General features: G+C 69.0%; 11 protein-coding genes, 2 tRNA genes and 3 pseudogenes. 6 read left to right on the top strand and 10 right to left on the bottom strand.

Annotated features, from left to right (window positions below; genetic code table 11):
• Both ABD198_RS29115 and ABD198_RS29110 read right to left on the bottom strand, forming a co-directional pair.
• The coding region (locus ABD198_RS29115) for a PAS domain-containing protein (RefSeq protein WP_344007459.1) at window positions 1–1,859 on the bottom strand (1,859 nt) is incomplete at its 3' end.
• A gap of 272 nt (window positions 1,860–2,131) precedes the next feature.
• Window positions 2,132–2,584, bottom strand: a complete 453-nt coding sequence (locus ABD198_RS29110; RefSeq protein WP_425580585.1) for an SSI family serine proteinase inhibitor — start codon at window positions 2,582–2,584, stop codon at window positions 2,132–2,134.
• Window positions 2,585–3,014: 430 nt separating this feature from the next.
• On the opposite strand from ABD198_RS29110, the gene ABD198_RS29105 reads away from it, so the two are divergent.
• Window positions 3,015–3,105: transfer RNA gene (locus ABD198_RS29105), tRNA-Ser, on the top strand.
• A 215-nt stretch (window positions 3,106–3,320) separates the two neighbouring features.
• Window positions 3,321–3,393, top strand: a tRNA-Arg gene (locus ABD198_RS29100).
• Window positions 3,394–3,675: 282 nt separating this feature from the next.
• On the opposite strand, the pseudogene ABD198_RS29095 reads toward ABD198_RS29100, so the two are convergent.
• The 4 genes and pseudogenes from ABD198_RS29095 to ABD198_RS29080 all read right to left on the bottom strand — a co-directional run.
• Window positions 3,676–4,506, bottom strand: a pseudogene (locus tag ABD198_RS29095) (FtsK/SpoIIIE domain-containing protein); the annotation flags it as partial.
• An 89-nt stretch (window positions 4,507–4,595) separates the two neighbouring features.
• On the bottom strand, window positions 4,596–5,324 hold the full coding sequence (locus ABD198_RS29090) for a GntR family transcriptional regulator (RefSeq protein WP_344007455.1): 729 nt from the start codon (window positions 5,322–5,324) through the stop codon (window positions 4,596–4,598).
• 89 nt (window positions 5,325–5,413) lie between these two features.
• Window positions 5,414–5,674, bottom strand: a pseudogene (locus ABD198_RS29085) (ATP-binding protein); the annotation flags it as partial.
• A 29-nt stretch (window positions 5,675–5,703) separates the two neighbouring features.
• Complete coding sequence (locus tag ABD198_RS29080) at window positions 5,704–6,444, bottom strand: GntR family transcriptional regulator (protein ID WP_344007453.1); 741 nt, start codon at window positions 6,442–6,444, stop codon at window positions 5,704–5,706.
• An 83-nt stretch (window positions 6,445–6,527) separates the two neighbouring features.
• On the opposite strand from ABD198_RS29080, the gene ABD198_RS29075 reads away from it, so the two are divergent.
• Both ABD198_RS29075 and ABD198_RS29070 read left to right on the top strand, forming a co-directional pair.
• Window positions 6,528–7,622 carry a DUF1152 domain-containing protein gene (locus ABD198_RS29075; protein ID WP_344007451.1) on the top strand — a complete coding sequence of 365 codons (1,095 nt, stop codon included), beginning with the start codon at window positions 6,528–6,530 and terminating at the stop codon, window positions 7,620–7,622.
• Window positions 7,623–8,461: 839 nt separating this feature from the next.
• The gene (locus tag ABD198_RS29070; RefSeq protein WP_344007449.1) at window positions 8,462–8,701 is read left to right on the top strand and encodes a hypothetical protein; all 240 of its coding nucleotides are present in this window, start codon (window positions 8,462–8,464) and stop codon (window positions 8,699–8,701) included.
• Window positions 8,702–9,390: 689 nt separating this feature from the next.
• Here ABD198_RS29070 and ABD198_RS29065 read toward each other — a convergent pair.
• Window positions 9,391–10,627, bottom strand: a pseudogene (locus ABD198_RS29065) (IS256 family transposase).
• A 319-nt stretch (window positions 10,628–10,946) separates the two neighbouring features.
• Here ABD198_RS29065 and ABD198_RS30865 point away from each other — a divergent pair.
• Both ABD198_RS30865 and ABD198_RS29060 read left to right on the top strand, forming a co-directional pair.
• Window positions 10,947–11,186, top strand: coding sequence for a DUF2188 domain-containing protein (locus ABD198_RS30865; protein WP_425580584.1), 240 nt, complete (start codon window positions 10,947–10,949; stop codon window positions 11,184–11,186).
• A gap of 8 nt (window positions 11,187–11,194) precedes the next feature.
• On the top strand, window positions 11,195–11,371 hold the full coding sequence (locus ABD198_RS29060) for a hypothetical protein (RefSeq protein WP_344007447.1): 177 nt from the start codon (window positions 11,195–11,197) through the stop codon (window positions 11,369–11,371).
• Between the two features lie 821 nt (window positions 11,372–12,192).
• Here the strand turns inward: ABD198_RS29060 and ABD198_RS29055 are convergent.
• From ABD198_RS29055 to ABD198_RS29045, 3 genes are all read right to left on the bottom strand, one after another.
• A complete protein-coding gene (locus tag ABD198_RS29055; protein ID WP_344007445.1) occupies window positions 12,193–13,029 on the bottom strand; it encodes a protein kinase domain-containing protein in 837 nt (278 codons plus the stop codon).
• Between the two features lie 70 nt (window positions 13,030–13,099).
• Window positions 13,100–13,543: a glycine-rich domain-containing protein gene (locus ABD198_RS29050; RefSeq protein WP_344007443.1), complete on the bottom strand. Its 444-nt coding sequence runs from the start codon at window positions 13,541–13,543 to the stop codon at window positions 13,100–13,102.
• 251 nt (window positions 13,544–13,794) lie between these two features.
• Window positions 13,795–13,995, bottom strand: coding sequence for a hypothetical protein (locus tag ABD198_RS29045; RefSeq protein WP_344007461.1), 201 nt, complete (start codon window positions 13,993–13,995; stop codon window positions 13,795–13,797).
• Window positions 13,996–14,015: the final 20 nt, after the last annotated feature.

The raw sequence follows: 14,015 nt of genomic DNA, 5'->3' as shown, positions 1-14,015 counted from the left end.
GGCGGCGCGGCGGCGGCCTCCGCACCCGCGCCGGGCGCACCGTCGCCGGGCCCGTCGCTCTCCAGGAAGGCGTCCACGGACGCCCGCCGGGCCCGGCGCCGTCCGCGGCCACCGGAGCCCTTGGTCTCCGTCGTGCCGTCGGAGGCCGCCTGGGCGTCCTGCCCCTCGGCCGGTGCCTGCCCGGCCTGGACCACGCCGGCCCCGCCGCCGATCGGCACCTCCAGCACGAAGGCGCTGCCGCTCATGCCCGGCACCTCGTGCGTCTGCAGCACACCGCCGTGCGCCCGCACGATGCCCCGCACGATCGGCTCGTGCACCGGGTCGCCGCCGCTGTAGGGGCCGCGCACCTCGATGCGGACGACCTCGCCGCGCTGCGCCGCCGCGACCACGACCGTGTTGTCCAGGTAGCCGCCCGTCGACACAGGGCTGTTGCCGGTCGCGTCCACCCCGGCCACGTCGGCGACGAGATGCGCGAGGGCGGTGGCCAGCAGCCGCGGGTCCACCTCGGCCTCGATCGGCGGCGCGTGCACCGCGAACTGCACCCGGCCCGGCCCGATCAGCTCCACGGCTCCCTCGACACCGGAGGCGACGACCGCGTCGAGCATGACCTTGGTCCGGCTGATCGCCTCCGCGCCGGAGTCCAGCCGCTGGTAGCCGAGGACGTTGTCGATCAGGGTGGTGATGCGGGAGTAGCCGGCCGACAGATGGTGCAGCACCTGGTTGGCCTCGGGCCACAGCTGCCCGGCGTCGTCGGCGGCGAGGGTGGCCAGTTCGCGGCGGAGTTCCTCCAGCGGGCCGCGCAGCGACTGGCCGAGCAGGGTGAGCAGCTGTTCGTGCCGGGCGGCGAGCGCCTCGTAGCGGTCCTTCTCGCGCTCGCCGAGGGCGGCGTAGCGCTCCTCGTTGGCGGCGAGTTCCTCGGCGTGCTTCTCGCGCAGTTCCTCGATCTCGGTGACGTGGCTCTGGCGCAGGGCGGTGAGCTCGGAGGCGTGCTCCTCGGCGATCCGCTCCAGTTCCTCGGAGTGCGCCTTCTCCGCCGCCTCCTTCTCCTTGACGAGGGCGTCGTAGGGCCGCCGGTCGGTGAAGGTCATCACGGCGCCCACCAGCTGGTCGCCGTCGCGCACCGGCGCGGTCGTCAGGTCGACCGGCACCTTGTCGCCGCTCTTGGCGTACAGCACCTGGCCGCGCACCCGGTGCTTGCGTCCGGAGCGCAGGGTGTCGGCGAGCGGGGACTCGTCGTAGGGGAAGGGGGAGCCGTCGGCCCGGGAGTGCAGGACCAGGGTGTGCAGTTCGCGTCCGCCCAGCTCGCCGGCGCGGTAGCCCAGTATCTGCGCGGCGGCCGGGTTGACCAGCACGATCCGCCCGTCGGTGTCGGTGCCCACGACACCCTCGGCGGCGGCCCGCAGGATCATCTCCGTCTGCCGCTGGGAGCGGGCCAGTTCGGCCTCGGTGTCGACGGTGCCGGACAGGTCCCGCACCACGAGCATCAGCAGCTCGTCGCCGGTGTAGCCGTAGTTGTCGTAGGCCTGCTGGCCGTTCTCCAGATTCGCACTGGTGACCTCGACGGGGAACTCGCTCCCGTCGGTGCGCCGGGCGATCATCCGGGTGGGCTTGGTGCGGGCCCGGGGATCGATGTGGTCGGGGCGCCGCATGGAGCCGGGGATGAGTTTGGAGTCGAACTCCGGCAGCAGGTCCAGCAGCCCGCGCCCCACCAGGGCGGTGCCCGGGGTCTCGAAGGCCTCCAGGGCGATGGTGTTGGCGTTGACGACGGTTCCGTTGGCGTTGACCAGCACCAGGGCGTCGGGAAGCGCGTCCAGTATGGCTGCGAGGCGAGCAGCGCCTCGGGATGGCCTGCTGCTCACGAGACGCTTCCTCCCTGTTACCGCGACGTGCCGACCGCTCGGGCCATCTTGCCAACCGTCCCGCAGCGTGTCACGCGAGGGAGTCTACGGGCTGAGGTTGCGCTCGCGACGGCGGATGAGAAGGAGGTACCACGAGGAAGTGACGGCGGTGTGCCGCCCCTGTGACGCCCCAAACGTCCGGAACGCGCGGCGGCCTGCGGCGACGCCGCCGCAGCCCGCGCGGGACCTTTACGTCTCCTGTACGTCCCCGGCGCACCGCCTCCCGAAGGCGCTCACGACACCCGCGCCCGCGCGGACCCCGGTTCGGGCAGCAGCGGGACGAACCGGTCCCAGCGTGCGATCGCACATCCGTCGCGGCGGTCGAACGTCGCGTCGACCGGGCGGCCGGCCCAGGTGCCGGTGACCCGGGCGGTGGCCGGGCCTCCGTACTGCATGGTGCAGACGGTGTCCCGCGGCATTGGGGCGAAGGCGTCCTGGCCCCACCGGGTGTTCCGCTCCACGGCGGCGCACGCCCCGGCCGGGTCCGGGTGGCTGCCGCCGCTGGGCCGGCAGCGCACCTCGTACCTGCCGTCCGCCCCGCCGCCCGCATCGCGCACGGTGAGGACGAGGCGGTCGCCCTCGCGGGGCCGCGCCTCGGGGGCGTCGGCGGCGGCGGGCAGCGAGGTGAGGAGGGCGGCGGAGGTGGCGGCACCCGCGGCGAGCAGCCGCCGGGCGGCCCGGGGCATCCCCTGCATGCGATACGACATGCCTTGCCCAACGCATCACGGCCGCGGACGTTGCGCAGCAGTTGCGCGGGAGGCGGCCGGGACGTCGCGGGCCGCGCCGTCACGTGGCCGGCGCATCGCAGGGAGTGCCGCGCACCGGCCGGCACATCGCAGGGGGGCGTGGCGCACCGGCACGCTCCGGCGTGCCCCGGCGCAGGGCGAGCGCCGCGTGTCCGCCGAGGCGGGCCCGGCGCGGCCGTCAAGGCGGAGGACGCACCAGACGCACCGCACGGGGTCGCACCAGGGCGCACCCGGCGACGTGCCGCCGGAAGGGCTTTGCCCTGCGGCCTCTCCGCCTAGTACCGTGGGGGGCGATTGGTGACACCCCACGCGGCTGTGTCATCATCGGCACGCACTACCCCATCACGCTCGCGCGCTGGGCACGTGCGCTGGAGGCGTCGCCTAGTCCGGTCTATGGCGCCGCACTGCTAATGCGGTTTGGGCCTTAAAGCCCATCGAGGGTTCAAATCCCTCCGCCTCCGCACCGATCACGTTGCCCCGGTCACATCCGACCGGGGCTTCGTCGTGCACGGGGTTCCTCGGCGGCCTCGGGCCCGGTCCGGATATCCGCGTTTCCGCAGGTCACAAGGGGTAGACCAAACGGATTTCACATGACGGCGGCAGTCATGTAATGTTCTTCCTGTCGCCGCGAGCGGGCCGGAAGGCCTCGGGAGCGGCGAGAAAACTGAAGAACCAAGCACTCGTAGCTTAACGGATAGAGCATCTGACTACGGATCAGAAGGTTGCAGGTTCGAATCCTGCCGAGTGCGCGCAGGTCAGGGGCCCCGGAGCGATCCGGGGCCCCTGCCATTTCGGGGGCGTACAGCAGCGAAGTACAGCAACGGGGGGCCTGGGTCAGCCGGAGTCGACGCCGCCCATTGCTGCGGACAGCTTGCGGCGAAGGACAGGGCGGCGGCGATCAGCGCTTGGACGAGTACGGCGTCGAGGCGTACGGACAGGACACGCACGGCACGACTCCTTCCGGTTCCAGGGCATGGAGGGGGTAGGGACGTGGCACGGAACGGCCGTGCCGGCCATGGGAGCGGATGCGTCTACTCGGTGGCCGGGTGCGTCGTGGCCAGGGGCCCGGACGCTTCCACCGGCATCGGCGGGACGTACGGCCGGAAGAGAGCGAGCGCCGGTACGTCGGGGGCGAGGTGCGCCGTGGCGCGGCAGGTGGCCGCGGCATCGGCAAGGGAGAGGTAAGGAGTGCGGATGCGGGACCAGCCGCCGGAAGTGTCGCCGGCGACGGCCAGGCCGGGCAGCTCGGGGGCGATGGCGCAGGCCGCCAGGACGGCCTCAGGGGCGATGTCGCCGAGCGCCATCTTGGCCGAGGCTTCGTCGTTCACACGGTGGCAGACACGGCCGGTGAGCTGAGCGCGGAGCATGGTCGCGCCCTTGCCCAGTTCGGCACCGAAGCGCTGCCCGCACACTTCGAGGTAGAGGCCGGCGGCCCGGCCGAGTTGGGCGAGGCGGATGAGCTGGGTGACCATCTCGTCCCGCCGTTCCTCCTCCTTCCGTGTGGCGACGAGGAAGAGTTCGGCCACCTCGTCGATGAACAGCACGATCGGAGCGGGACGCTCGTCCTCCGGCAGTCCCCAGATGTCCGAGGTGATCAGTTCTTCCGGGGTGCCGGGCGCGATGCCCTGCCGGGCCTTGATCAGGTCGTATCGGTCCTCCATTTCCTTCACGAGCGGGGGAAGCAGCTCGGCCGCCTGGTCCGGTTCGGTCGCCAGGGCGGAGAGCCGAGGCGCGAAGGGCGCCAGCTCGACCCCACGTTTGCAGTCGATGCCGACCAGGGCCACCGGCTGAGCAGCGAGCCCGGTCAGCAGGTTCCGCAGGTACATGGACTTGCCCGAGAGCGTGGCGCCGAGCACCAGCTCAGCACCTCGCCGGCGGTGCCAGCTTCCGCTAGGGATGACAGGTTGACTTGTCAAGTTGCTTTTGCCGCAGTCTCGCCCGGAGGGCGGCGTCAGTTCAGACGGTAGGTGTCCTCGAGTTCCTGCCGGTCGGCCGGAAGAAGCACGTCAGAGACCTGCAAGGCCCGGCCGGAGGCGTCGCACGCGACGACCAGAACGCTCAGCACGGGGACGCCGTCCGGCAGATCCAGCAGCTCAGCCTCACGCGCTTCAGGCAGCCGGGCCGACACGCGCTCGGTCACGTGGTCGAAGCGGAGTTTCTTCCGCGCTTCGAGGTGTTCGCGGGTACTCCCGCTCAGAGGCTTGGCAGCCCCCAGCTCAGTTCCTTCGACCAGGCCGGCGGGGAAGTACGACGAGACCAGCTCGACGGCTTCGCCGTCCTCTTCGACCAGGAAGCGGCGCATGAGGACCTCAGCACCCTTCGGCAGGCCGAGCGCCGAGGCCACCCGAGCCGGGACGGGCACGCGTCCGACGTCGATCAGACGGCCCGCGCTCTGTGCCTCATCACGTTCCAGCGCCTCACGCCCCCGCCGGTCCTTCCGCTCGACGACCTCCGGGCGAGCGCGGACGATCGTGCCGTACCCCTGCCGGGACTCGAGCCAGCCGTCCCGCTTCAGCAGCTCCAGTGCTCGGACGACGGTCGGGCGGGACATCCCGAAGGCCTGCACCAGCTGGTTCTCACTGGGCACGCGGGTGCCAGGCGCATACGTGCCGTCCTCAATGCGACGCTGAAGCGTCTGCGCAAGGCGCACGTACTTCGGTGGCTCCACTTCATACGCCATGAACGCCGCCCGTCGAGATTGGCCAAGTCAACTGGTCAACCAGACTAGCGACACTTGCACACCGGCAGTAGAAGCAGAGGGCTATCCCATCACGCCAGCCAGGCATCGGCCACCACGAAGGAGACGACCGTTCCGCCGAAGCGGCTGGGGCCGGAGTGCCAGGAGTCGGCGATGGAGTCGACCAGGAGCAGTCCCCGCCCGTGCGCGTCGTCGGCGTCGGGGTGCCGCAGGCGCACGTTCGCCGGGAAACCCGGGTTGTGCACCTCGACGCGGAGCGAGGTTCCCTCGCGGTACCACTCGACCCGCACCAGCCAGGGCTCGTCCGACCTCCCGTAGCGGATGCCGTTGGTCCGATTCGCCGGAACTGGCGAGTCGTCAATCAGGTGAGCGGGTAGCCCTGCTCGAACGCCCAGCGGTGAGGCGGGTAGGTGGCTTCGGCGAACTCCAGGGGGCGGTCCTGCAAGTCGAAGACGACATGATGGACGACAAGGACCGGGGATCCCGGCTCCAACCGCAGGTCGGCCGCCTCCTCGTCCGTGGCGGCCCGAGCGCACATGCGGTCCTCCGCATAGCTTCCTTGACGCCCCGTCATCTTCTCGACGTACATGAGCGTCCCTTCCGTGATCCGCTCGGGATCCATGAGCCTGGGCGCGCGCCGGCCGACGTCCGGAGCGAACCACGAGGTGGACAGCGTGATCGGACCGTCCTGATTGTTGGTCACGCGCCGGCGGTGCACGGCTCGACGGTCCTTCACCAGACCCAGGGCCTCGGCGACGTAATCCGGAGCCTCCGACCACCCGGCCGAAGTGATCACCGCGTACTCCCCGGGCGTGTAGATCTTCCCGGTCTGCCGGGCACGCCCGTACAACTCCCGTGCGCGCCGGTTCACTTCGAGACTGCGCACGTAGGTACCCGAGCCCTGGCGCTTCTCGACCAGGCCCTGATGGCTCAGCGCTTCCAGCGACCGCGCGGCCGTGGGCCGGGACACGTTCCAGTCCGCAGCGAGCTGCCGTTCCGAGGGCACCTCCTCCCCTGGCCGCAGGTCACCCCGAAGGATCTGGTCGCGGATGTAGTGGGCGATCTGGAGGTACTTCGGCAGAGCCTCTTCGATCTGAGGCATCCCCCCTCCTTTCTGTCCAAGTGGCTATGGCCTCTAGCCACTATAGGGTGAGTGGCCAACCGGCGAACCCGTAGTCTGACCGCATGACGCGGTTGATCGTCGCAGCAGGAGGAGGGGGCGACGCAGTCGCCGCCGCAATGCTTCACGCCGCCCTCTACGGCGACGAGGACCAGGCGGTAATCTTCACGTACGCCTGGGACCGCCTCCTGATCGATCCACTCCCGGGACCACGAGGAGCCGACGGCTTCACGGGACTCGAGCAGCTCACTCGGTCCGTCCGGTCGGTACCGGCCGAGGCTCAGCCGATCCCTCCGGGAGGCTCCACCCTCCCCCGTCTCGCAACAGAGCTTCCCCACACACTGGTCCTGCTCGACCCCCACCACGGCGCCGAGGGCATCACCCGCCAACTCGAAGAACTGGTCTCCCACTTGGCCCCGACCTCGATCGACCTGCTCGACGTCGGCGGCGACATCCTCGCCCGAGGCGACGAACCCACCCTCAAGAGCCCGCTCGCCGACGCCCTCACCCTCGCCGCCTGCTGCCAGGTCAACGCACCGATCCGGCTCCTGGTCGCAGGCCCCGGGCTGGACGGCGAACTCTCCCCCGACGACCTGCGTCCCCTGTTCGGCCCCCTCGTCCACACCTTCACGGCCGAGGATGTAGATGCGATCGGCGACATCCTGGAATGGCACCCCTCAGAGGCCACGGCCATGCTCGCCGCAACAGCCCGAGGAGTCCGCGGCACCTGCGAGGTGCGCGACGCCGGCCTTCCCATCCCCCTCACCGACGAGGGGCCCACGGTCCACGAAGTCGATCTGGACGACGCGCTCAGCCGCAACAGCCTGGCCCGCGCCGTCATGACGACCGCCACCCTGGACGAGGCCGAGGCACACAGCCGCGAGATCTGCAACTTTTCGGAAATCGACTACGAGCGCAACAAGGCAGTCTGGCTCACCGAGCAGCCGCCGACGAGGCTGGACCCCGACGACGTACTGTCCCGGCTCGACCAGTTCCAGAGCGAAGCCAGAGCCTGCGGGGTCACCCACACCACGTTCCGCCACCTCACCGAGGCCCTGAACCTCAACGGCTCCCACAGAGAAGCCCTGCGCCAACTGCTCATCAGCCGTCGCCCGAAGCAGTACACGGCTCCCTTGTGGCGCATCCCGTTCGACGACTGAGTTACAACCTTCTTTACGGGTTCAAGCCCCGGCTGCGCTCCGCTCCGCCGGGCGCGCTTCCCGGCTCCGCTCCGGGCGACGCTCCTGCCTTCGGCCCGCTCCGCCCGCGCTGCGCCGACGCGCGCCCACACATGGATAGGGCCGAAGGCCATGAGGCGATCACCGCGCAGAGCGGCGTGCGGTCCAAGCCGATGCCTCCGGCGGGGGATCGGCCGGCACCGGGATGGAGGGGGCGCCGTCGCCGGCCGCGGGAACGTGGTGGCGTGTGCTGGGTGCTCCCATCCCGACCACCGTCGACCCAGGCAGAGCCGAGCAGACGCGGCCCAGGGCGTCCAGGTCGTTCGTACAGTGGCGCGCTCCACCTGGACGCCCTGAACCACGCCCGCTCCACGGTGTGTGGGTCGACGGCGGACGGGATGAGAGCTGGGGTGAGTGGTGGGAAGCGGTGGGTACGGAGCTGCGGGATGTCTTGCGGACTGAGTGATCTCTGTCACGCTATAAAGCAGTACATTTGCCTCATAAGGGCATGTGACGCGAAGTTATCGTCGACGATAAGCGCGTCGATTGTCAGTGGGGTGTGATAAGGGACTGGGTTCCCCCAGATCAGCGGACTAGAGCGCGAAGGCTCAAGTTTGCCTGAGTTGGCCTGAGTTAGTGATGGTTGGGCCACCATGTACGACTCGGAGACTTGACCCCGAGGGGCACCCACTGTCAGCGACGTGCCATACCGTTGGAGAACCAACACCGAAGGGCGCGCCCGCCTTTGGGAAGAGGCTCCGGGCGCGCCCTCCTGATAACCAAGGAGGACTATGCCCATCCCGGGTCTCGGTGGACTGTCAGTGCTTGACACCCACCTGCTTGCAACTCTCGCACGAGGGACTGACAGTCGCAAGAAAATCATGGTCTCGCTGGCTGTGGTCCTGGCGTGCGTGATCAACGGCGACACGATGAGTGGCGTTCTACGGCAGGCCACTTGGCTGGTGGTTGCGGTGATCGTTTTGATCGCTGTGCAGGCGATTGCTGTGCACCTCCCGCAGTTTCGTGTCAAGCTGGCCGTTGAGCCTGACATCAACGCCTGACATCAACAGCTGCGTACGGGGCCGGATCACGGTGAACCAGCGCGACCGGTGCTAGGCAGCTGTGCTGCCCAGTACCAAACCCGTTGGGCTGCCGTGATCGACCTGATAAGGATGAGGCCGTCGCAGCCGGTGGCAGTACAGCAGCGAGGTACAGCAACCACAGCAACTGGCCCCGTCCGGTGGTGCCTGCAAGACGCCAGCGCGCGACCTGTATGCCCCACACCGGCCGATCCACATAGAGCTACGGATCAGAAGGTTGCAGGTTCGAATCCTGCCGAGTGCGCAGCACGTCAGAGGCCCTGTGGAGTGATCCACAGGGCCTCCGGCTTTTGCCTTGACGGCAGTGTTTGACGGCAACCGCACCCTGATCGCGTAAGTCCTCTTGTTGAGGTGGGACGCTGGCCGTGGAGCCGGCCCCGAGCGGCCGGTAGGTGCTCGCCTCGCTCGTGCGGGGACGGTCGGCAGGCGAAGACGCTGACGCTGTCGACCCCGGCATTACCCCGTTGAGCCAGCCAGATTGTCAGTGGGCGCGGGTACCCTTGTGTTGAGCTCTGCCGCATCCACAAGATGTTGTGGTGTGATGGTTCGCTCTGTGGCACATGTTGGGGTTCCTTGCTTGCTGGCGGGTCGTCTGGGTCACGTCCGCTGGAGTGGTGTATCGACGGCCACTCGGTGATCTCGTTTTGAGGCTATGCGGTGAGTTCGGTGGGCAGGGCGGTGTCGTCGGTTTCTGACTCGATCGGGTGGAGCCGGGCCTTGGCGAGGAGTTCGCGGCCCATGTAGCGGCGGGCTTCGGTCCACTCGTCGTTCTGCTCGGCCAGGACCGCCCCGACGAGCCGGATGACGGCGGTGCGGTCGGGGAAGATGCCGACCACGTCGGTGCGGCGGCGGATCTCCTTGTTCAGACGCTCCTGCGGTTTTTCGACCAGATCTGCCGCCAGATCTCCCGCGGGAAGGCGGTGAAGGCGAGCAGGTCGTGCTGGGCGGCGTCCAAGTGGGCTGCGGCCTTGGGGAATTTGGCCTCCAGCGCGTCCAGGACGTGGGTCATCTGTGCTTGGACCGCGTCGGTGTCGGGCTGTTCGAAGACCGTCCGTAGCAGCGTGGCGACCCAGGGCTGGGCCGACTTCGGCACCTGGCTCAGCAAGTTCCTCGCGTAGTGGGTGCGGCAGCGCTGCCAGGACGCGCCGGGCAGGGTGGCGCCGATGGCATCGACGAGGCCGGGGTGGGCGTCGGAGATGACGAGCTGGACGCCCGTGAGGCCGCGGGCGATCAGAGAGCGCAGGAAGGCGAGCCAGCCGGCTCCGTCCTCGGCGGTGGCGACGTCCAGGCCGAGGATCTCGCGGTGGCCGTCGGCGTTGACCCCGACCGCGATCAGCGCGTGGACGTTGATGATCCGGCCGCCTTCTCGGACCTTCTGGGTCAGCGCGTCGGCCCAGACGAAGGCGTAGGGGCCGGTGTCCAGGGGCCGGTTGCGGAAGGCTGTGACCTGCTCGTCCAGGTGCCGGGCCATCGCGCTGACCTGGGACTTCGACAGCTGAGTGACGCCGAGGGACTCGGCGGGCTTCTCGACCCGGCGCGTGCTGACGCCGAGCAGGTAGGCGGTGGCGACCACCGAGATCAGGGCCTGCTCGGCCCGGCGGCGGCGTTCGAGGAGCCAGTGCGGGAAGTAACTGCCCTGCCTCAGCTTGGGGACGGCGAGTTCGACGGTGCCGGCCCTGGTGTCCCACTCGCGCGGGCGGTAGCCGTTGCGGTGGTTGACGCGTTCCTCGCTGACCTGCCCGTATTCGGGTTGCAGAGAGCATCGGCCTCGGCGGACATCAGGGCGTCGGCGAACGTCTTGATCATCGCGCGCAGCAGATCGGGACTCGCCGCGGCGAGATTCTCCTCGGCGAGGGCGTGCAGGGGCAGACTGTCCGGTGCGGTCATCGTGCTGGTCTCCTTCGAAGACTTGGTCGTCTTGAGAGATCAGCCGGTGACCGTGCTCATATCCGGGCCCTCACCCCGACGCCGGACGAAACACCCGGATCAGGTGGGAACCCGTACACCACTTCCCAGGACGCAACCGTCGTCTGTGGTGCTTCACTTGATCCGCCAAACCAAAGCAGGCCCCGGCCGGGGCCCAACTTGAAGTTGGGCGCACGGCAATGGGGCCTGATGCGTTGGTCGCGCCTTGGGACCCAATCGCCCTCTCTTGGTTCCTCCAAGATGGCTGTCCGGCGCGTTTGACCTCAGAAACGGATGTGCCATGACAGACCGGCCTAACACCCGGGATGTGTCCCCGCGCGAGGATGGCTGGGCAGTGACGAGGCCCGGCGCCGATCGAGCCAGTGCCGTCCTGCCGACTCAGGCAGAGGCGGTCGCTCGCGCCAAAGAGATCCTGGCCAACGACGGCGGCGGAGAGCTCCGCGTCCGTGGCAGGAACGGCCAGGTACGGGAACAGAACACTGTCCCTCCGGGGCGCGACCCGAGGCGGTCGAAGGGATGAGGACCCCGGTGTACAAGTACGTGATCAACAAAGACCTCAGTAGCCAGCGCGAGGTCGAGGCGACAGGGTTCGCCACTGTCGGGGACTACATCGACTTCTACGACATCGGAGATGGCGGTGACAATGTCGTGACGCTTCGGATCCGGGCCGCGCGAGTCGACACCGTTGAGCGGATCACCAGCTGATCCCACCGATGTACCAAGAGAGCGGGCCCTCGCTACCTCCGCGGGGCCCGTTCTTCTTCTTATCTGGGAAGGCTTCGGCTGCCAGTCAGCGTCTACCTGTCACGAGCTTTCGTCGTCTGTGTGAGTGCGGTCGTCTCTCAGTGCGTCGGCGACGCGGAGGAAGGCGGAGCGCTGGGAGTCAAGGCGGCCGGCCTGCGGCGGGCCGCGCGCGCTGGCGGCCACGGGCCGTCGCCGCTCCCTGTCTCCGCCACCGCTCCGGCGGCCCCTGGCCACTCAGCGCGCAACACCGCCAAGACGGACAGCCAGAGCAGGAAGCAACCCGACCAGCCCGAGCACCAGGACCAGGTCGAGACGCGTTGAGAGCGACCGCACCGTCCCACCGGCCGCCGTTCTGCAAGCGGAGACCCGAGGCAGAGCTAAGCGCCGGGTGTGCGTCGACAACACGCAGGCCAGAAGTGGCGCGGTCCGTGACGTATTCAGGAAGCGTGGCTGAGGCCGGTGCGGGGTTGCTGAAGACACACGTGACGGGCGCTCGTTCGACGCACCCGCCGCGGTGGCCGACTTTCGGTGGCTGAGGTCAGAACCGTGTATCCGTCGGTCGTAGTCCAAGGTCGTCCTCTCCAACTCGACAACAAGAATTCAGGGTTGTAGCCGCACCCGCATCCGGGCACGCCGACCGCCCCGGTACCATCGGCACCGGGGTCCTGATCAGGGCTTCCACGACCGGACCACCCGGAATGCTGTCCAGGCTGAGGGGTGGTCCGGTCTCTTGTTGTCGGCCTCCGCCGCCCGGGGAACGTTTGGCGAGACGGGCTGCGGGATCAGCTCAGGGCTTTGCCCACCTCGTAGATCGTCGGTCGATCCTCCGGGGCGTGGCTGAGCATCGCGTCGATCAGCTCGCCCAGCTCACCGGGCACCCTCACGGGCCGCCGCCGACCGTTCGCCACCGCCTCTCTCTGCACACGGCGCGGAGCGTCGTCGGGGTACTCGACCGCCCGCCAACCTGTGGCGGAGATGAGCAGGGAGGCGCCGAGTGCGTAGATGTCGGCTGCCTGCGTCGGCTCGGCTTCTCCGGTTGCCAGCACGCTACGAGCGATCTCCGGTGCCTCGTAGTGGACGAGGCAGCCGCGGAACGGGAAGTCGTACCACTCGGGTACGTGCCCACCTCGTGCAAGGGCGAGGTCGATGAGATGGGTTCGCTCCGGCCCGATGATGAAGTGGGCGGGTTGCACATCCCCGTGCGCCCAGCCCTTGGCATGGAGTTCTGCCAGCGCTTCGACGCATCCCAGCGCCACGCTGGTGTGCGGCTTGATGGACGAGTCTCGCTTACGGCAGGGTGCCCAGAGCCTGTACAAGTCCGGCCCCTCGTACCACGGCTGGAAATTCCAGGTTCCGCGCTCCCACTCGCCGTAGGCGATGCCGTCGAGGCCGAGGCGATAGAGAACGGCACCCTCGCGTGCGGGGGCGAGCGCAGTCCAGGGCTGCGCAGGCCAATCGGCCGTGGCTTCGATCGGGTGACCGAGCTTCACGGCGTATCGGCCCCGGTGGCTCTCCACTTCCCAGACCGTGGAGCCCCGGCGGTTGATGACCAGGTGCTGCGCCGTGGGCATGAGCGCGTCGACCACCACGATCGGCAGTTCAGGGGTTGGGCCGGACAAGGTCGCTTCTCCCTCCTGGCGAACGCGGCCGACCATGAGCAGAGGCCGGCCGCGACGCTGTTGTCGTGTGCTACGCCTGGCCGTACGGCCGACCGCAGTCCGAGTCGCACTGCGCGAGGTTCTCCCCGTTCACGGTCCAGAGATCGTCGAAGACCATGAACCCGGCGGCCTTCATGGCGCGAGCCGAAGCAGCGACCTTCTCCGGGTCGCGGCCACCGCCACCCGGCTTCGGGTTGTGGTGCAGGAAGCGGCCCGCGTACTGCTCGCAGAGTTCGGCGTACTCCTTCGTGTGCAGGATGAGCGCGTGCAGGCCGAGGTCCACGTCGTCCGAAGGGACCATGGGAACGGTGGCGGTGGCCGCGGTCACCAGGAAGGCGACCGCCTGGTCCGCGATCCGCTCGGCGCGCTCGGGCGACTGTCCGTTGTGGACGATCACGAAGTGGGCGAGGCTCTCGAACAGCTCCTCACCAGCCACCGCGCGACCGGTCCTCTGATCGTTCGCTGTTGCCGTCATGCGAGTACTCCTCGTGTGTGGCGGTGCGTGGCACTTACCGCCCGCATTGGTCGTCGAGCCTGGTTCATGGACGACGAGGACGCGGGCTCGGATGGCCGGCCCCGAACGGGGACGGGGGAGCCGGGGAACTGGCACCCGTTCGGGGCGGCCGGTCTACTGGCTGATGGCGAGAGCCATGCCGATCACCAGGCCGCTCGACCCGCTGATCATGATGATGAACAGGACTCCCGCGTACCGGCCGATGGCGCGCATCACAGCCCATCCCGACTGTTGCCGTTCTTGATGGCCAGGCGTGCGCTCAGTTCCTCCCGCGCACTCAGCGCCACCACGTTGTCCGGCATGGCATCCCACTCCGTGCCGCCGCCGACCGGCCTTATCTGCACACGGCCGCCGACCTCAGAGGCTGTTGTCGTTCCGATCTTGAGGGATGCGTTTCGAACGGGAGTCTCGATCGGGTGGTCACGGACCGCTG

Origin of the sequence: Streptomyces thermocarboxydovorans (assembly GCF_039524635.1) — a bacterium.
Lineage (GTDB): Bacteria > Actinomycetota > Actinomycetes > Streptomycetales > Streptomycetaceae > Streptomyces > Streptomyces thermocarboxydovorans.
The sequence above is the reverse complement of the archived record's forward strand: the minus strand, read 5'-3'. Positions and strand labels throughout refer to the sequence as shown.